Origin of the sequence: Novosphingobium ovatum, from assembly GCF_009909235.1 — a bacterium.
Lineage (GTDB): Bacteria > Pseudomonadota > Alphaproteobacteria > Sphingomonadales > Sphingomonadaceae > Novosphingobium > Novosphingobium ovatum.
On the sequence record NZ_JAAAPO010000001.1, the window covers coordinates 777000 to 794776 of the forward strand.

The following is a 17777-nucleotide window of genomic DNA, read 5'->3' on the forward strand; positions in this document are numbered from 1 at the left end:
GCGGGCAGCCTTACTTGCGCGGCTTCATCATGGGATGTTGCGGCGTGGTTTCGGGCACGGGGCGCACGACATCGCCGGGCTTGATCTTGCCCAACCCTTGCGTGATCAGCTTGTCCCCGGCCTTCAGCCCCTGCGTGACGACCCATTGATTGCCATAGGTGCGCGGCGCGGTGACATCGCGCAGCATGGCCTTGTTCCCGGCCAGCACCATCACCGTCGCATTGCCGCGCGCATCGCGCGACAGGGCCGATTGCGGGACAAGGATGACCTTGCTCTGGCTGGCCTGCGTCAGGCGGGTGCGGACGAACAGGCCAGGCAGCAACAGCCCCTGCGGATTGGGGAAACGGGCGCGCAGGACCACGGTGCCGGTGTCGGCCGCCACGGTCACTTCGGAAAATTCCAGCACGCCGGGCAGGGGATAGTCGCTGCCATCATCCAGCCGCAGCGTCACCTTGGGCGCGGTGGGGACGGCGCCGCCCCCCGCCAACTGGCGGCGCAGCGCCAACAGGTCGCCCGCGCTTTGCTGAATATCGACATAGATCGGGTCCAGCACCGAGATGGTCGCCAGCGCGTCCGCCTGATTGGCCGTGACCAGCGCGCCTTCGGTATAGAGCGAGCGGCCAATCCGGCCGGTGATCGGCGCGGGCACGGTGGTATAGCGCAGGTTGATCCGCGCGGTGGACAGCGCGGCGCGGGCCTGTGCGGCAGCGCCTGCGGTCTGGCGGGCTAGCGCTGCGGCATCGGTGTAATCCTGCGCCGACACGGCCTGATCCTCGGCCAGCGGGCGATAGCGGTCCGCCTTGGCGCGGGCGGCCTCGGCGCTCGCCTGTGTGCTCAAAACATTGGCGGCGGCCTGCGCGGCCGATGCGCGGTACAGGCTGGCGTCCAGCTGGTACAGCGGCTGCCCCGCGCGCACCAACGCGCCCTCGGTGAACAATTGGCGCTGGATCACGCCCGACACCTGCGGCCGCACCTGCGCGATGCGGAAAGCGGCGGTGCGGCCCGGCAGCTCGACCTCCAGCGGCACATCGCTCTCGCTCAGCACGGCAAAGCCGACCTGCGCGGGCCCCTTGGGCTTTTTGGCGTCATCCTTGCTGCAGGCAGTCAGGGTCAGCGCCGCCCCCGCAAGGGCGAGCAAAGCCACGCGTGACAGGCGGGCGGCAGGTTGCGCAAGCGCGGCGGAGGGGGGCGATACGGTGGCGGGCATGGGGATGGTCCTTCGCTTGGCGCCAAGCGGTGTGTCAATGCTTCTGGGTGAACGCGGATAGGCAAAGGACGAGAAATGTTTCCGTCTGACGACTATGGCCACATCTATTCCCGGCAAGGTCGCGTGTTGGTCAGGGAGCAGGGCGTCCCAACGCGCCACCATCCTTGCGCGCGGCGGTGCTGTCCTTGCGGGTATCGTCCCCGGTCAGCACCTGATCAGGCAGAACCAGCACATTCACCGCGCCCTCGTCGGTCAGATAGCGGGCGGCGGCGGCCTGCACCTGTGCGGCGGTGACGCGGGTCAGACGGCCGGGCGCTTTCAACTGACGGGTGATGCCATCGGGGTTGGTCTGGGCACGATCGGCCACAGACAGCCAGCCCAGATTGGATTTGAACACCGAATCAAAATCTTCGAGCAAAGGCGCGCGGGCGCGCAGCATCAGGTCGTCCGACACCGGCGCGCGGCGCAGCGCCGCCAGCGTGTCATTGATCGCCGCGCGGGCGATCGGCACATCCTGCGGCGCCACCGACAGCTGGATCATGAATGTGCCATAGCCCTTCCAGATGCGGCTGGGCATGCTGCTGACCGAGGGCGAATAGACCTTGCCCAACCGTTGCCGCAGCGCGTCCATCAGTTGAATGCGCATCAGGTGGTGCAGCATGTTCAGCACCTGCTTTTCATCGGGATCACTGTCGTCGCGCGTGGCCCATGTGATGTGGATCAACGCCTTGTCGGCAGGGCCGGCATGGTACAGCGTGCGCAGCGCGCGGTTGGAGGTAAAGCTGCGGCTGCGTTGATCGGCATAGGGGCGGAAATCGGCCTCGCGCATGGGCAGCGCGCCCAGCGTCCCGGCGACCAGCCGGATGGCCTCGGCCTCGTCCACATCGCCCACGATCGCCACCTCGATCGCGCCATGGGCCAGACGGTCGCTGATATCGGCGCGCAATCGCTCGAATGTCAGGGCGCGGAACGCCTCGACCGGGGCCAGCGAAAAGCGCGGGTCGCCATCCGACAGGATCGCCCCCAGCCGCGCGCCCAGCACCCCTTCGGGCGTGGCGCGGATGCGCTGGAAATGGGCGTTGGTGCTTTGGCGGTACAGTTCCACCGCTTCGCCACGCCAGCCCGGATCGGTGATTTGCGCCGTCATGACCTGCAATTGCAGGCCAATGTCGCCGCTGCGCACCTGCGCGCGCGACACGAATGTCTCATCCTCTGCCCGCAGGCCCAGAGCAACGGGATGGCCCGCCAACAGGCTCTCCAGCTCGTCCCGGCTGTGGCGGCCCAGACCCGCGCTGGGCAGCGCGCTGACCAGTTCCACCGCCAGCGGGTTCTTTTGCGTGGCAAGCATCTGCCCGCCATCGACATTCATTTCCACCAGCGCCGATCCGCGCGTCAGGTCGGTATGCTTGATGTTCAGCCGCACGCCATTGGCAAAGCGGACCATGCGGATGCCCAGTTCCGCCTCGCGGCGATCCTCGACCACGCGGCCCGGCGTGCCGAACTGCGTATAGGCAAAGGCGGCCGGCGGCGGTCCGGCCACCACCGGGCGCGGCGCGGGCAGGGCGGCAGCCAAGGCCTCGGTCACGGCCGGGCGCAACTGCGCCTCGACACCGGGCGGGGCGGTGCGGCCCTGAAACAGGATCACCGGATTATCCAGCGGCAATGCTTCGGCCTTCAACGCGGCCAGCACCGTTTCCGGCGTGATGGTCGCGCGTTGCGTTGCCAGCCAGTCGCGCAGCGCGCGCGGATTGGCGGGCAGGAAATCCCCCTCGGCCACGGCCAGAGCGGTGCGCACCAGCGCCTCGTGGCTGCGGGTGTCGGCGCCGGTGGCGGCGGCCTCCACCCGGCCATTCAGAATGGCCAATTGCTCGGCCACCTCGGCCGGGGCAAAGCCCTGTTCCAGCGCGCGGCGCAATTCGGTGATCGCCGCCTGTGTCGCGCTGCGCCAACGCCCGGTGATCGCGTCGACGTCCAGCATCGTCGTGCGCCACGCGTGCAGATTGTCGGTGGTGCGGTACGCCGCGTCGCGGAACGGCGCGTCGGGCTGACGGGCGACATGCAGCAACCGGCGGTTGATGATGCCATAGCCGATGGCGCGCAGCAGATTGCGGTGGCGCGTGGCCAGCGTGTCGGGCTCGTCCTGAATGGGGCCGGTGCGCAGCAGCGTCACCGATTCGGTCAGCGAGGGGTTCAATTGCACCGACACCCGCCCGCCATCGGCCGGATCGATCGGTCCCGCCTTCATCCGGGGCGGCGCGGGGCGGGCGGCCCAACTGGCAAAACGCTGCCTGATCATCGCCTCGATCGCGGCGGGATCAACATCGCCCACCACCACCAGCGTTGCCTTGGCCGGGACATAATGGCGGCGGTAAAAGGCGCGCAGCCGTTCAGCCGTGGCCGCGTTCAGCGTTTCATCCGTGCCGATGGGCCAGCGCGTGTTCAGCCGCGCCTGCGGGTAAAAGAACGCCGAGGCTGCGACACTGGCGCGATAGCCATCGGAATTACGGTCCCGTTTTTCCGCAAGCACCACCCCGCGCTCATTGTCGACCGCTGTGGGCAGGAACGACAGTTCGCTGGCGGTTTCGCGCATCAGCATCAGCGCGGTATCCACCAGCCCGGCGGCGTTTTTGGGCAAGTCCAGATGGAACGTTGTGTTTTCGAAATTGGTAAAGGCGTTGGTGTCCGCCCCAAAGGCCAGCCCGTGCCGTTCGAGCAACGGGATCATCTCGCCACGCCCGACATGGGTGCTGCCCTGGAACGCCATATGCTCGATGAAATGGGCGTAGCCCTGTTCGCCCTCGGCCTCGTCCAGCGAGCCGACATCCATCCGCAGCCGCAGCACCACCTGACCCTGCGGCGTGGCGTTGTGGCGGATGATATAGCGCATGCCATTGGGCAGCCGGCCAAAGGTCCAGCCCGGATCTAGCGGAATATCGCTGTCTGGCAGGCGCCACGTGGGCGCGGCGGGGACGGGTGCTGTGGGGCGATAGGGCGCCGGGCGTGGTGGCAGAGGCTTTGCGTGGGGGGCCAGGTGGGCGGCCGAGTGGGCGCGTGGCGCCACCGCCAGCGCGTCACCCATCCCCGCGCCGATCAACAGCGCCGTGGCCAACGCCACAGGCCAAATCCCGCGCAGCGCAGGCAAGGCCGCCTTCCGCCCATCCCCCACAGGCGCAGTCACGGGGGCACCCGCCAAGGCGGGCGCAGTCACAGGTTTACCCGCCAAGGCGGGCGCAGTCACAGGTTTACCCGCCAAGGCGGGCAAGGCATTCCGAAAATTCCATCGCATGCCTTGCGTCCGCCCCTTTGTGTCGTGTCTTACTTGCCGCGCAGCTTGCGATGCACCGACAGGTCAAAGACTTCCGACGGGCCGCCCTCATTGTCAAGCAGGCCCAGACGGCGCGCCACTTCCTGATAGGCTTCCTCTTCGCCGCCCAGATCGCGGCGGAACCGGTCCTTGTCCAGCTTTTCGCCGGTGACCATGTCCCACAGGCGGCAGCCATCGGGGCTGATTTCGTCGGCCAGAATGACGCGGCTGTAATCGCCGTCCCAGATACGGCCGAATTCCAGCTTGAAATCCACCAGACGGATGTTGATCGCCGCGAACATGCCGCACATGAAATCGTTGATGCGGATCGCCATCGACGAGATGTCCTGCATCTCCTCGTTGCTGGCCCAGCCAAAGCAGGCGATGTGCTCTTCGGCGATCATCGGATCGCCCAGCGCGTCGTCCTTGAAGTAATATTCGATCAGGGTGTGGGGCAGCGGCTCACCCTCGGGGATGCCCAGACGCTTGCTGATGGAGCCAGCCGCCACATTGCGCACCACCACCTCGATCGGCACGATCTCGCACTGACGCACCAATTGTTCGCGCATGTTCAGGCGCTTGATGAAATGGGTCGGGATGCCGATGTGGCTCAGACGGGTGAACACATACTCGCTGATGCGGTTGTTGATCACGCCCTTGCCGTTGATCGTGCCCTTTTTCAGGGCGTTGAAGGCGGTGGCGTCATCCTTGAAATACTGGATGATCGTGCCCGGTTCCGGACCTTCATAGAGGATCTTGGCCTTGCCTTCGTAGATCTGGCGGCGACGGGACATGGGCATTCCTCTTCGAACAAAGCGGTGACACGGGCGGGCACAAACGGGCAGCACGCGCCGCGTCCGGGCCGGATGAGAGCATACGCCGCCCCGACCGATATCGGCAACCTGCGATGTGGGGCAGGCATTGCGCCAGACGGCCTAGACGGCAAAAGCGGAGGCGGGCCTTTATACCAAAGCGCGCGGTTCTTCAACACTGGGCGCAGGCGTGGTGTGGCGGGCGCGGGACAGGCGGCGGGGGATTGATCCAGACCACCGGGCAACCCCCGCAGGAAGGTCCATAGTGGGGGCAAAGCATTGTGGGCGCTGTGGCCCCTGCCGTATCCCGGTATGCATGGAAAAAGAGCGGGATTTTGGTCGTGGTGACAGGCCGGTCGGGGTCAGGAATGTCGCGGGCAGGCGGGCGTTGCGCTGGCTGGGGCTGATCGCGCTGGTGGTGGCCGTGGCGCTGATCGTGCCGGGCCTGCCGCTGGCCCATGCGCAGGGTTATGGCGGAGGATATGGCGCGGGTGGAGGCGGGGTGGATCCGGCCGGGTCTGGCCCGATCATTGGCGCGGTGCGCTGGGTACAGCAAACCTTGCTGGGCACGGTGGCCAGCGTGGTGGCGATCATCGCGGTGGCCTTTGTCGGGCTGATGATGCTGGGCGGGCGGATGAACTGGCGGCATGGGGTGACGGTCATTCTGGGCTGTTTCATCCTGTTTGGCGCGGCCAGCATCGTGGCGGGCATCCAGTCCGCCGTCGCGCTGGGGCATTAGGGAGAGGGTGGTGGCCGACCCGATGGACGAACCGCTGCGCCGCGACCGGTTGTTTGTCGCGCTGACCCGGCCGCAGATGTTCGGCGGGGTGACCTATGGCTTCTTTGTGCTCAACCTGATCCTGTGTGCAGAGGCATTCCTGCTGTTGCGGACGGTCTGGGTGGTGGGGCTGGCGCTGGGCGCGCATGGGGCGGCGTGGCTGGCCTGTCGGCGCGAACCGCGCCTGATTGACCTATGGGTGATCCGTGCGCGCCATTGCCGCGCGGTGCCCAATCATCGGTTCTGGCGATGCAATTCCTATCGGGCCTGATGGGCGCCTTGGGCGGGGCCGGGGGCGGGGCGCGCGCGCCTGATCCCGCGCGGGAAAGGGCGGTGGGCGCGCAATTGCCCTATGCGCGCCATGTGAACGACCACGTGGTGGCGCTGCGCGATGGATCGCTGATGCTGGGGCTGCGGCTGGATGGGCTGTTGTTTGAAACGGCGGACACGGCCGAATTGAACCACCGCGCCACCTTGCGCGACGCGATGCTGCGGGCGGTGGGCGATGGGCGGCATGCGCTGTACCACCATGTGCTGCGCCGCCGTTTGCCGCCGGTCTCGGCGCGGGAAGCGGACTTTGTGCCCGGTTTCGCCCGTGATCTGGACGCCATGTGGGTGGCGCGGCTGGCGGCGCGGGCGATGTATGGCAACAGCCTGTTTCTGACGCTGATCCGGCGGCCTGAACGCGCGCCATGGTGGCGGGGCGCGGCGGGTGATGGCGCGGCGCGGGCGGCGGCCCGAATGGCGGCATTGCGCGGGATTGAGGCGGCGGGGGACCAATTGCTGGCCGCTCTGGCCCCCTATGGCGCGCGGATGCTGGAGGTGTACGACACGCCCCACGGGCCATGTAGCGAAGTGATGGAGATGCTGGGTGCGCTGGTGAACGGCGCGGGGCAGCCGATGCGCCTGCCGCTGGGTGATATGGGCGATGCGCTGGCGTGGCGGCGGATCAGCTTTGGCGCGGACACGGTCGAATGGGGCGCTGGCGGGGGCGAGGGACGGCGCTTTGCCGCGATGGTGTCGATCAAGGATTACCCGGCCGAGACGTCTCCGGGGATGCTGGACGCGCTGTTGCGCCTGCCTTGTGAGATGGCTGTCACGCAAAGTTTCGCCTTTGTCGACCGGGCCGACAGCCTGTCGCGCATGGATCTGGCGTTGCGGCGGATGCGGGCGGCCGATGATGCGGCGATCAGCCTGCGGGGCGAACTGACGGCGGCCAAGGATGCGGTGGCGGCGGGCCGGGCGGCCTATGGCGAACATCATCTGACGGTGCGGGTGGAGGGCGACAGTCCGGCGCAGGTCGACGCCCATGTGGCGCAGGTGCAGGCCGGCCTGGCCGATCTGGGTCTGGTCAGCGTGCGTGAGGATCTGGGGCTGGAGGCGGCATTCTGGGCGCAGTTTCCGGGCAATTTCGGCCATATCGCGCGGCGGGCTCTGGTCGGGACGGCCAATTTCGCCGCGCTGGCCAGTGGGCATAATTTCGCGGTGGGCCGCGCAACCGGCAATCTGTGGGGTGATGCCGTCACCACGTTTGAGACGACGGCGGCGGGGCCATACCATTTCAATTTCCACGCGGGCGATGGGGCGGGTGGCGATCTGGGCAATTTCACCGTCATCGGTCCCAGCGGCAGTGGCAAGACGGTGATCGTCAATTTCCTGCTGGCACAGGCACAGCGCTTTGCCCCGCGCACGGTGTTCTTTGACAAGGATCGCGGGGGGGAACTGTTTATCCGCGCCATCGGTGGGCGGTATATGGTGCTGCGCCATGGGATGAGCAGCGGGCTGAACCCTTTGCTGCTGGACGATACGCCGGGCAACCGGGCCTTTCTGGGCGAATGGCTGCGTCTGTTGGCGGGTGGTGGGTTGAGTGTCGCCGAACAGGCCCAATTGCGCGAGGCGGTGGAGGCCAATTACGCCGCGCCTCTACATCTGCGCCGCCTGTCGCATTTTGTCGGGCTGTTGCGCGGTGGGCATCGGCCCCATGGTGATGACCTGTACGCCCGGCTGCGGCCGTGGTGCGGGACGGGTGAGCATGCGTGGCTGTTTGACAATCCGCCCTTGGCCGGGGGCGGGGATGCAGCCGATCTGGCGCAGCGCACGGTGGGGTTCGACATGACGGCGCTGCTGGATGACGCGCGGCTGCGCACGCCGGCGATGCTGTATCTGTTCCACCGGGTAGACGAACGGTTGGACGGTGATCCGGCGATCATTGTCGTGGACGAGGGGTGGAAGGCGCTGGACGATGATGTGTTCGTCGCGCGCATCCGCGATTGGGAAAAGACCATCCGCAAACGGGGCGGGATCGTCGGGCTGGTGACGCAAAATGCGGCGGACGCGCTGGAAAGCCGGATCGCCAGCGCCATTGTCGAGCAGACCGCGACTCAGGTGTTCACCCCCAATCCGCGCGCGCGGGCGGGCGATTACATGGATGGCTTTGGCCTGTCGGCGCAGGAATTCGCGCTGGTGCGCAGCCTGCCGGCGGACTCGCGGTGCTTTCTGGTGAAGCACGGGCGCGACAGTGTGGTGGCGCGGCTGGATCTGGGCGGAGAGGAGGGCGTGCTGACGGTGCTGTCGGGGCGGGAACGGACGGTGCGCCTGCTGGACGAGATCCGGGCGCGCAGTGGAGATGATCCGGCCGACTGGTTGCCGCAATTGTTGCAGGTGGCGTGATGGGCTGCGCGGGTTATGCCGCCGGGGCGGGCGGGCAAATGGTGGCGCCTATGGTCGACTATGCCGATTGCCGCGTGGCCGATATCGCGGCGCAGGGCTGGCAGGCGCTGGGCATTGGCGCGCTGGGGGGCGCATGGGCGACCGGGCTGTTCACGCTGGCGGTGGCGGCGCTGGGCTATCGCTGGCTGCTGGGCCATGGCGGCGGGGCGCGGATGGCGCTGGGGCTGGTGGCGCGCATTGGCGTGGTGCTGGCGCTGTGCGGGCAATGGAGCGCGTGGCAGGCGGTGGTCGCCAATGCGGCGCTGCGCGGGCCACAGGATCTGGCGGCGCGGATGCTGGCGCCTGCGGGCGTGGCGGCTGGTGGCTTGCCCGGGCGGGTGGATGGCGTGGTCACCGCGCTGGAGGCATGGTCGCGCTATGCGGTGGAGGGGGAGCGGCGTGCCGCGCCCGCCAATCCGCGCGTTGCGCTGACACCGGACAAACCGCCACAGATCACCAATGCAGACCGTGCGGGACTGGCACAGGCCGCCCGCGTGGTGGCGGTGGCCGCGCTGGTGGCGCTGGTGGGGCTGCATGTCGGGCTGGGCGGGATGCTGGCGGTGGGGCCGATTTGCGTGGCGCTGGCGGTGTTCGATGGCGTGCTGGATGGCGCGCTGCGCTGGGTCTGGCTGGGCTGGGCGCGGGGGCTGGTGGGGGTGATGCTGGGGGCGGCTGTGGTGCCTTTGGTGCTGGCGCTGATGCTGTCGGTGGTTGAACCGCAATTGGCCACGTTGCGCGCCGGGTATGAGGGCGGGGCGGCGGTGGCGCCCTTTGTGATGCCGTTGGTGGTCAGCGCGTGGGTGCTGGCGTGGACGCTGGCCTTGTGCGCGGGCGTGCTGGTGTGGGCGATGGGGCGCGGCGGCGGCTGGGTGGCGCGGGGTGAGCAAAGGGAGAACTTGTGGAGCGGGCATGACCAGCCTGCCGCGCCTCCTGTGATGCCCGCGGCGGCTTTGCCCATGCCTGGCGCTGGCGAATGGCCCCGCGCGCGCGGCTTGGCGGATCGGGTGGCGGCGCTGACCCGGCCGGAGGCGGCGGCGCACATGGCAGCGCCGCGCGGGCTGTGGCCCCGGGCGCGGGCGGCGGTGGCGGATGCCGCGCCATCGCTATCGCCACTGCCATCGCCTTTGCCCGGTGGGCGACGGACGGATGGGCGGCACGGCGGCATGGCGCGCCGCCGCAGCGGGGGGATCAGGCGATGAGCGGGGCCGAGGCGGCGATCAGCCGCGAAAGCTATTACCCCATGGCGCAGGGCTGGGCCGACAATGCCGAGGTGGCGCGGCGGCGGCATACACGGCTGGCGTGGACAATCGCGGCGCTGGCCTGCGGTGTGGCGGGGCTGGAGGCAATGGCGTTGATCGCGCTGACGCCGCTGAAAACCACGGTGCCCTATACGTTGCTGGTGGATCGCAGCACGGGCCATGTACAGGCGTTGCAGGGCGACCGCGCGCCACAGATCGGCATTGACGCGGCGCTGACGCAATCGCTGTTGGCGCAATATGTGGTCGCGCGCGAGGGGTTTGATCCGCTGGCGCTGAATGACCGCTATCAACAGGTCGCGCGGTGGAGCGAGGGGGCGGTGCGGGCCGACTATCTGGCGGCGATGGCGCGGGACAATCCGCAAAGCCCGCTGAACGCCTATCCGCGCGGGACCTTGGTGGCGGTGCAGGTCGCCAGCATTTCGCCACTGTCGGCCAATACGGCGCTGGTGCGGTTTGCGCGGGAGCGGCGTGATCCCACCGGCGCGGTGGCGCGCGATCATTGGGTGGCGGTGGTGGGCTGGCGGTACAGCGGCGCGCCGATGGCGATGGAGGCGCGGCTGGCCAATCCTTTGGGCTTTGCCGTGACCAGTTACCGTCGCGATCCAGAGGCGGTGCCGATGACGCCGGTGGCGGCGTCCAGCCCCGCGCCAGTGGTGGCCGCGCCGGTTGTCGCACCCGGCCCGGCCGCGCCCGCCGCGCTGATGCCGCCGCCTGAACGGCCTGCCGAACCCGCACGCGGTGTGGTAGGGCGGATGCGGGGGCATGTGCGGTGATGCGCTGGTGCCTGTTGGTGCTGATGGCGCTGTGGTGCGGCGCGGCGCGGGCCGAGGTGTTGCCCACGCCCGGTCCCGGCGATCCGCATATCCAGACGGTGGCCTATGATCCGCAACAGGTGGTGGCGCTGCATGTGGCCAATGGCTTTGCCGTGGTGTTGCGGTTTGGCGCGGATGAACGGATCGAGACGGTGACGCTGGGCGATCCGGCGGGGTGGAGCGTACAGGCCAACCGCCGCGCCGATCAACTTGTGGTGCGGCCGCTGGCGCCGGGGCGGGTGACCAATCTGACGGTGATTACCGATCAGCGCGCCTATGGCTTTTCGTTGTATGGCGCGGCGCCGGGGGATGGGGTGCAGCCATATTTGCTGAGTTTCACCTATGGCGATGCCAATATGGGGGCCAATGCGGGCGGCGGCGCGCGGGCCGATGGGGCGGCGCAGGGGCGCTATCGGTTGAGTGGTGAGGCTGCCCTGTGGCCCGAGGAAATGTCGGATGACGGCACCTTTACCCGCATGCGCTGGGCGGCGGATCGGAGGTTGCCGGCGATCTATGCGCAGGGGGCTGGCGGGGCTTTGGCACTGGTCAACGGGCTGATGCGCGATGGGGTTTATGTGATCGAGGGGGTGCATGCCCGGTTGGTGTTTGTGGCGGGCGGGCAACGAGCGGCGGCCACGCGCATTCCGTCAGAGGGGGCGCGGCCATGAGCCGGGAGGCCGGTGATCCGCGTCCGGTCGTGCCCTTGCCCGCGCCGCGTGTGCCGCTGGGCGTGTTGGGGCTGGTGGCGGTGATGCTGGGCGCGGGAGTGGTGCTCTCGGCCCGGCGCGTGCCGCCCGCCACGCCGCCGGTGGTGGAGCAAGAGGCTGATTTTATTGTGCCACCTTTGGCCTATCCGGCTGTGGCGGAGGTCGCGCCGGTGGCAGCATTGCCTCCGGTCCCGCCCGTGGCGGTGGGGCGGGAGGACCACCCGCCGGTGGCGGTTTTGCCGAGCGCGGTCGGGCCGGGGATGGTTATGCCGGCCGGCTCACTGGTGGGCGAGGAGCCTTTGCCCGGACGGGCGGTGGGCCGTGGTGGCGCGGGTGAGGTGGGATTGGTGATCGACCTGACCTCTGGGGCGGGGGACGGCGGCGGGGCCGGGGCGGCGGGGCCTCCGGGCAGTGGGGTGATGACGGGTGAGGATACCGCCCGCGCCACACTGATCCGCGCCCGCAGCGCCACCGTGCCGCAGGGGGCAATCATCGCGGCGGTGCTGGAAACCCCTTTGAATTCAGATCGTCCCGGCATGGCGCGGGCCATGGTGACGCAGGATGTGCGCGGGTTTGACGGGACGCGGGTGCTGATACCGCGTGGCAGCCGGTTGATTGGTGAGTTCAAGGCGGATGCGACGCCGGGGCAGCGGCGGATCCTGGTGATGTGGAGCAGGCTGATCCGGCCGGATGGGGTGGCGGTGCGGATTGGTTCTCCGGTGGCGGACAGTATGGGCGGCGCGGGCGTGACGGGTTCGGTGAATAGCCATGCTTTTGAACGGTTTAGCTCGGCGGTTTTGCAATCGGCGTTGACGGTGGGGGTGAATGTGGCGTCGAGGTTGGGGGATGGTGGGGCGGTCTGGATGACGTATCCTTTACAAAACAATCAGTTGGGTCAGCAATTGGTGCCCGGCACCCAACGCGGCAACACGATCAAGGTGCGCGAAGGGGCCAATATCGCTGTGCTGGTGGCGCGCGACTTGGACTTTTCAGGCATGCCGGCGTTGCGCTGATGACGGGATGGCCACGCGCTTCGCCGGTGGAGGCCCCTCCCGCGCCCGATGGGGACTATTTGCAGGCGTGGCTGTCGCCTTTGCTGCCGCTGATGGCGCGGGATGATGTGACCGACCTGTTCATCAACCGCGCGGGTGAGGTGTGGGTCGAAACCATCGGCGGGGCGATCGAGCGGCAGGCAATGGACGATCTGGACGAGGCGCGGTTGTGGCGTATCGCGCGTCAGATCGCGGCGGCCAACCATCAGGGGATCAGTCGTGAGCATCCCTTGATGGGGGCGACTTTGGCCGATGGATCGCGGGTGCAGGTGGTGGCGCCGCCAGCCACGCGCGCGGGGATGGCGATTGCCATCCGCCGGCATGTGGCGGCGCGGATGCGGTTGGGTGATTATGCGCGTGCGGGCGGGCTGGGCGATGTGGTGGTGGCGCGGGCGGGGCTGCGCGCGCCGGTGCCACCGCCGCCGCAGGGCGATGGCGCCGCATTGGCGGCATGGTTGGCGCAAATTGTGCGCGACCGGCGCAATGTGTTGATTTCGGGAGGAACATCCAGCGGGAAAACGACATTTATGAACGCTCTGATCGCCGAAATCCCGTTGGAGGAGCGGCTGATCCTGATCGAGGATACGCCTGAATTGATGATGGCGCATCCCAATGCGGTGGGTCTGTTGGCGGTGCGCGGCGCGATGGGTGAGGCGCGGGTGGGCGTGGAGGATCTGTTGCAGGCGGCGCTGCGGTTGCGGCCCGATCGGCTGTTGCTGGGCGAATTGCGCGGGGTTGAGGCGTTCAGTTTCCTGCGGGCGGTCAACACTGGTCACCCCGGTTCGATGACCACGATCCATGCTGACAGCCCCGAAGGCGCGGTGGAGCAATTGGCCTTGTTGGCGTTGCAGGCGGGGTGTGGTTTGGCCCGCGCGGATGTGGTGCATTACCTGCATCAGGTGGTGGATGTGATCGTGCAACTGGACCGGGTGGGGGGCAGGCGGCGGGTATCGCGCATCGCGTTGACGCGGGAAAATGGGGCGTGAGTGCGCGGGTCGGGCTGTTTTTTGGCGGGGCGCAAAAGGGCGGGACCAGCACGCTGCACGCCTATTTGGCGGCGCATCCACAGATGTCACCGCCCGCGCAAAAAGAGCTGCATGTATTTGATGATGAGGGCATAAATTGGGATGCGCCGGATTATGCCGCGCTGCATGGGGCGTTTGCGGCGGGGGATGCGGGGCGGATTCGCTATGATGCCACGCCGATCTATGGCTTTTGGCCGGGATCTTTGGCGCGAATTCAACGCTATAACCCGTATGCGCGGCTGATCTGGATCTTGCGCGATCCGGTGGAGCGGGCGTGGTCGCATTGGCGGATGGAGCGCGCGCGGGGGTGGGAGGATTTGGACTTTTCAATCGCCATCCGCGATGGGCGGCGGCGGTTGTGGGGGGGCGATCTGACCGCTTTGCGCCGGTGGAGCTATGTCGAAAGGGGGTTTTACGCGGCCCAGATCCTGCGGGCGCTGGCGCTGTTCCCGCGCGAAAATTTGTTGTTCCTGACAACAATAAGACTGGCGTTAGACCCCGTTAACACGCTGTCGCGCGTTGCCGCGTTTCTGAACATCGCGCCCTTTGCCGATGGCGCGCCGATCCATGCCCATGTCGGGCCGGATCTGGGCGCGCCGCCGCCGGATGACGTGGCCTATTTGCGCGCGATCTGGGCCGATGACATGGCGCGGTTGCAGCGGATCACCGGGATCGACGTCTCGGCCTGGGGCTATGCCCCCGTGCCCGCCTAAAACGCGATGCGCAGCCCGGCCGAGACCGAGGTCGCATCGCCCGCCGCCGCGCCGATGCTGCGCGTGACCGAGCCTTCGAGCCGGGCGCGGGCGTTCAGCCGCAGGCTGGCATTGGCGCCGATCTGCGCCCAGCCATCGGTATAGTGGCGCGTGTCAAAGGCGCCGCCGCTGCCCGCTTCGGGCGGGATCAGGATCGACAGTCCGTTGTTCGACACATGCCAACCGGCCGCCACGCCGATCAGGTGCTGTTTGTCCGGGCCGATGCGTTTGTCCAGACGCAGCGTGGCCGCGCCTGACACGGTGGCTTCGCGCGATTGGTAATCGGCCCAATAGGCCAGATCGGGCGAAGGCCGCAGCAGCCGGTCATAGGCATAGTTCACCATGACCGTGGGTGTCAGATACCAATCCCGGCCCAGCGGCAGGATGCGGCCGAAATCGCCACCGACCGCCCAATAGGGAGCTCCGGTGCCGTTGGTGCTGGCACGCGTGCCTTGGCCGGTGTCGATCTGGCCATAGATCTGGCGGCCATAGCTGATCCAGCCGTCAAACACCCAGTTGTTGATATTGCCGCCCGCGCCCAGCGTCCCCACCACATAGGTCGAGGGCAGCGCCATATCCAGTTGGTGCGCCGTGCTGCGATAGGTGGTCAGCGCGGCGCGCACATAATAGCGCCCAATTTGGCGCGTCAGGCCGGTGACGGCAAAGGCGCCCTTTGGTCCGTCATCGCGGCTGGCATAGCCGCCCGAGACTTCGGCCGACCACATGCGGATCGGTTCGGTGGTGGTGCCAAGGTCGGCTGCGCCGCCGTCCGTCGTCTGGGCAAAAGCGGGCGCGGCGATCAGCGCCACGGCGCCCGCCATCAGTCGCAACACGCCCCTCATGCCGCGTCCCGCAGCACCAGCGGCACCGACACGCGCGCGACAAAGCCTTCCTCGCCCCGTTCCAGCGCGACATCGCCGCCATGCGCCCGCGCGATGGACCGGCATACCGCAAGGCCCAGACCGCTGCCCGGCTTGCCCGATTTGCGGGCGGCCTCGGTGCGGTAAAAGGGTTCGAACACGCGGGACCATTCGCTTTCGGGGATGCCGGGGCCGTTGTCGATCACTTCGGCCACGGCCGCGCCATCGCGCAGGGTCAGGCGCACCTTGGCGTGGGTGCCGTATTTCACAGCGTTCTCCAATAGGTTGCCCAGCAGGCGGCGCATCCCCACCGGGTCCACCTCGACCGGCAGGCGGGCGGTTTGTTCAAATTCCACGTCGCCGCCGATCAGCCTTGCGTCATTCACAGATCCCGCCACCAGATCGCCCAGATCGACCGTTTCGCGCGGGCCGGGCGTGGCCGCATCGCGGATGAAGGTGATGACATGGGCGATGATCTGCTCCATCTCGGTCACTTCCTTCAACAGGCCGGGCTGGCTGTCCTCGGGCACGTCCTCGATGCGGAAACGCAGGCGTGTCAAAGGCGTGCGCAGATCGTGGCTGATCGCGCCGACCATCGCCGTGCGATCATCGACAAAGGCGCGCAGGCGGTGGCGCATCTGATTGAAGGCATAGGCCGCGCGACCGATTTCGGCCGGGCCCGACAGCGGCAGAATGGTGGCTGATGGGTCGCGGCCCAGCGCTTCGGCGGCCTTGGCAAAGCCTTCCAGCGGGTGGACGATGCGGCGGGCGAACAGCCACGCCAGCGGGCTGACCACCAGCAGCGAGAGGATGAACCACAGCATCACCTTTGCCTGCCAGCGGTTGGGAAAGGGTTCGGCGCGGGGGGCAACGGCCAGCCATGTGCCATCGGCCTGCCGCGCGGCGGCGATGAAGTCGCCTTCGATGAACGGGGGCGAGGCCAGCGACAGGATGCCCCCGCTCGCCCGGCGGAAGGGGATCGGCAGCGGGCGAACGGCGGGCGCGGTGTGGGCCACGGGCGCGGGTACGGGCGCGGCGCTGGGTGTGGTGACATGCGGCGCGGGCGCGGCCAGATCGCTGGGCGTGGCCACCGGCGCGATGTGGCGGGCCAGCGCCGCCGGGGCGCTGGGCGCGGCGGACGGGATGATGATTGGCGCGGGGCTGGCAATGGTGGTCGGCAGCGCCTGTGGCGTGATGGTCAGCGGCACGCGCAACACCGGCGCGCTGAATGGCGCGCTGGCGCCAAGTCCCGCGCGGGACAGGCCTGCCCCCCCCATGGCGCCTTGGCCCGCGGCGGCGGCACCGATGCCGCCCTGTCCCATGGTGGGCACGCCGCGCTGGATATTGGCGCTGGGGCTGGTGGCGATTTGCGCGCCGCCGCCACCGGGCATTGCGGCGCCGGGCATCGCGGCGCCAGGGCTGGTGCCGCCCGGAGTCATCCCGCCGGGCATGCCGCGTCCGGCCATCGCGCCGGGGCCACCGCCCGGCATATGTCCACCGGGCAGGCCGCCGGGCAGGACGCCACCGGGCATGTGACCGCCGGGCAGACCGCCGCCGGGCATGCCGCCACCGGGGAAACTGCCGCCGGGCAGGCGTCCGCCGGGCGTCGGCCCGCCAGCCCCCTGCGCGCGGGCGGGGGGAATCAGCGCCATGCCGTTGCTGGCGTTGTCGCCCGGCGCGTGCATCGGGTTCAACAGCGCAGTGGCGGGCACGGCCACCCCGCCCACCGGCAATTGCGTGTAAAAGCCCAGCACCACCGCGTGTTCGGGCAGGCGCAATTGCTGGGCCAGCGCGCTGTGCGAGCTTTGCGAGACCAGCCAGCCGGCCTGTGAAATGTCGGGCGGGCCGGCCATGCGGCGCACTTCCAGCGTGTCGGCCACCTCGCCCCCGGCCAAGGCGCGCGAGACCTGTGCCAGATCCCAGCGGCGCGGGGCCTCTGGCGGGAACAGCACCGTCAGGCCCAGCGTCACCAGTTGCGCGGCCAGCAGCGCGCACACGATCAGGGCCATCAGTTGCACACCAAAAGGCAGGCCCGTGGGCAGCGGCAGGCGGCGGCGCAGGTCAGTGACGGTCATGGGCGGGGTTCCGAAACGCGGGGCAGGGCGGGCGGTCTGTGCCACAGGACGCGGTTTTGCGCCAGTGGCGGGCCTGATCGGTGATCTGTCGGTGGGGGCCGGTGGTGTCGGCCGCCGTCTCAATCTGCCAAAGGGACCAGGGGGGGCGGCGATCCTTTGCAGGGTTTGAGCAGGCGACCGACCATCCGGTACCGCCGGCCGGCCGGGTCGGGTGCGACATGTGACCCCGACCGACCGACGGTCCCTTCATCGTTGCAGGCGTCATGCGATCCGCCCGCATCGAGTTTCGTTGCAGCACTTGCCCCGGCGCAAGGGGCGCCGTGGGGCAGGTACGGCGCTTGTGACAAGCGCTGCCGTGCCAAGACACTGTTGGTCCGTGCCGCATGACCAGCTTTCTGGGCGGTGGGGTTTGCGGGCGAATTTCG

Annotated in this window: 14 protein-coding genes; 9 read left to right on the top strand and 5 right to left on the bottom strand. The window is 68.5% G+C overall.

The features are described from left to right. Nucleotides 1-10: 10 nt before the first annotated feature. The 3 genes from GTZ99_RS03545 to purC all read right to left on the bottom strand — a co-directional run bounded on the left by GTZ99_RS03545 (nucleotide 11) and on the right by purC (nucleotide 5305). A complete protein-coding gene (locus GTZ99_RS03545; RefSeq protein WP_161716880.1) occupies nucleotides 11-1207 on the bottom strand; it encodes an efflux RND transporter periplasmic adaptor subunit in 1197 nt (398 codons plus the stop codon). A 130-nt stretch (nucleotides 1208-1337) separates the two neighbouring features. Continuing rightward, the gene (locus GTZ99_RS03550; protein WP_320076621.1) at nucleotides 1338-4322 is read right to left on the bottom strand and encodes a M16 family metallopeptidase; all 2985 of its coding nucleotides are present in this window, start codon (nucleotides 4320-4322) and stop codon (nucleotides 1338-1340) included. Between the two features lie 200 nt (nucleotides 4323-4522). Further along, nucleotides 4523-5305 carry a phosphoribosylaminoimidazolesuccinocarboxamide synthase gene (gene purC, locus GTZ99_RS03555; RefSeq protein ID WP_161716881.1) on the bottom strand — a complete coding sequence of 261 codons (783 nt, stop codon included), beginning with the start codon at nucleotides 5303-5305 and terminating at the stop codon, nucleotides 4523-4525. A gap of 415 nt (nucleotides 5306-5720) precedes the next feature. Here purC and GTZ99_RS03560 point away from each other — a divergent pair, with 415 nt between their 5' ends. From GTZ99_RS03560 to GTZ99_RS03600, 9 genes are read left to right on the top strand one after another with little or no spacing between them, the layout of a single operon-like run. Further along, the gene (locus GTZ99_RS03560; protein ID WP_227711091.1) at nucleotides 5721-6062 is read left to right on the top strand and encodes a TrbC/VirB2 family protein; all 342 of its coding nucleotides are present in this window, start codon (nucleotides 5721-5723) and stop codon (nucleotides 6060-6062) included. Between the two features lie 10 nt (nucleotides 6063-6072). Continuing rightward, nucleotides 6073-6372, top strand: a complete 300-nt coding sequence (locus tag GTZ99_RS03565; protein ID WP_320076622.1) for a type IV secretion system protein VirB3 — start codon at nucleotides 6073-6075, stop codon at nucleotides 6370-6372. After that, a complete protein-coding gene (locus GTZ99_RS03570; RefSeq protein WP_161717056.1) occupies nucleotides 6372-8771 on the top strand; it encodes a VirB4 family type IV secretion/conjugal transfer ATPase in 2400 nt (799 codons plus the stop codon). Before GTZ99_RS03565 ends, GTZ99_RS03570 begins: the two co-directional genes overlap by 1 nt. Next, the gene (locus tag GTZ99_RS03575; protein ID WP_161716883.1) at nucleotides 8771-10009 is read left to right on the top strand and encodes a type IV secretion system protein; all 1239 of its coding nucleotides are present in this window, start codon (nucleotides 8771-8773) and stop codon (nucleotides 10007-10009) included. Before GTZ99_RS03570 ends, GTZ99_RS03575 begins: the two co-directional genes overlap by 1 nt. Next, nucleotides 10006-10842, top strand: a complete 837-nt coding sequence (locus GTZ99_RS03580) for a virB8 family protein (RefSeq protein WP_161716884.1) — start codon at nucleotides 10006-10008, stop codon at nucleotides 10840-10842. The genes GTZ99_RS03575 and GTZ99_RS03580 overlap by 4 nt, the downstream gene beginning before the upstream one ends. Next, nucleotides 10842-11549, top strand: a complete 708-nt coding sequence (locus GTZ99_RS03585) for a TrbG/VirB9 family P-type conjugative transfer protein (RefSeq protein ID WP_161716885.1) — start codon at nucleotides 10842-10844, stop codon at nucleotides 11547-11549. Before GTZ99_RS03580 ends, GTZ99_RS03585 begins: the two co-directional genes overlap by 1 nt. Further along, complete coding sequence (locus tag GTZ99_RS03590) at nucleotides 11546-12601, top strand: TrbI/VirB10 family protein (RefSeq protein WP_227711044.1); 1056 nt, start codon at nucleotides 11546-11548, stop codon at nucleotides 12599-12601. The genes GTZ99_RS03585 and GTZ99_RS03590 overlap by 4 nt, the downstream gene beginning before the upstream one ends. Next, nucleotides 12601-13626 (top strand): P-type DNA transfer ATPase VirB11, encoded by a 1026-nt coding sequence (gene virB11, locus GTZ99_RS03595; protein ID WP_161716886.1) that lies wholly within the window; start codon nucleotides 12601-12603, stop codon nucleotides 13624-13626. Before GTZ99_RS03590 ends, virB11 begins: the two co-directional genes overlap by 1 nt. Beyond that, entirely contained in the window at nucleotides 13623-14378 is a 756-nt protein-coding gene (locus GTZ99_RS03600) for a sulfotransferase family protein (RefSeq protein ID WP_161716887.1), read from the top strand. Before virB11 ends, GTZ99_RS03600 begins: the two co-directional genes overlap by 4 nt. Here GTZ99_RS03600 and GTZ99_RS03605 read toward each other — a convergent pair. Both GTZ99_RS03605 and GTZ99_RS16945 read right to left on the bottom strand, forming a co-directional pair. Continuing rightward, nucleotides 14375-15259 (bottom strand): autotransporter outer membrane beta-barrel domain-containing protein, encoded by an 885-nt coding sequence (locus tag GTZ99_RS03605; RefSeq protein WP_161716888.1) that lies wholly within the window; start codon nucleotides 15257-15259, stop codon nucleotides 14375-14377. The two genes, GTZ99_RS03600 and GTZ99_RS03605, sit on opposite strands and share 4 nt — an antisense overlap. Continuing rightward, the gene (locus GTZ99_RS16945; RefSeq protein ID WP_161716889.1) at nucleotides 15256-17352 is read right to left on the bottom strand and encodes an ATP-binding protein; all 2097 of its coding nucleotides are present in this window, start codon (nucleotides 17350-17352) and stop codon (nucleotides 15256-15258) included. The genes GTZ99_RS03605 and GTZ99_RS16945 overlap by 4 nt, the downstream gene beginning before the upstream one ends. Nucleotides 17353-17777 lie beyond the last annotated feature (425 nt).

Bases quoted from the DNA above. Each gene is read 5' to 3' on its own strand.
- purC (WP_161716881.1), bottom strand. From the start codon at position 5,305: ATGTCCCGTCGCCGCCAGATCTACGAAGGCAAGGCCAAGATCCTCTAT.
- GTZ99_RS03605 (WP_161716888.1), bottom strand. From the start codon at position 15,259: ATGAGGGGCGTGTTGCGACTGATGGCGGGCGCCGTGGCGCTGATCGCC.
- virB11 (WP_161716886.1), top strand. From the start codon at position 12,601: ATGACGGGATGGCCACGCGCTTCGCCGGTGGAGGCCCCTCCCGCGCCC.
- GTZ99_RS03590 (WP_227711044.1), top strand. From the start codon at position 11,546: ATGAGCCGGGAGGCCGGTGATCCGCGTCCGGTCGTGCCCTTGCCCGCG.
- GTZ99_RS03545 (WP_161716880.1), bottom strand. From the start codon at position 1,207: ATGCCCGCCACCGTATCGCCCCCCTCCGCCGCGCTTGCGCAACCTGCC.
- GTZ99_RS03585 (WP_161716885.1), top strand. From the start codon at position 10,842: ATGCGCTGGTGCCTGTTGGTGCTGATGGCGCTGTGGTGCGGCGCGGCG.
- GTZ99_RS03570 (WP_161717056.1), top strand. From the start codon at position 6,372: ATGGGCGCCTTGGGCGGGGCCGGGGGCGGGGCGCGCGCGCCTGATCCC.
- GTZ99_RS16945 (WP_161716889.1), bottom strand. From the start codon at position 17,352: ATGACCGTCACTGACCTGCGCCGCCGCCTGCCGCTGCCCACGGGCCTG.
- GTZ99_RS03580 (WP_161716884.1), top strand. From the start codon at position 10,006: ATGAGCGGGGCCGAGGCGGCGATCAGCCGCGAAAGCTATTACCCCATG.
- GTZ99_RS03575 (WP_161716883.1), top strand. From the start codon at position 8,771: ATGGGCTGCGCGGGTTATGCCGCCGGGGCGGGCGGGCAAATGGTGGCG.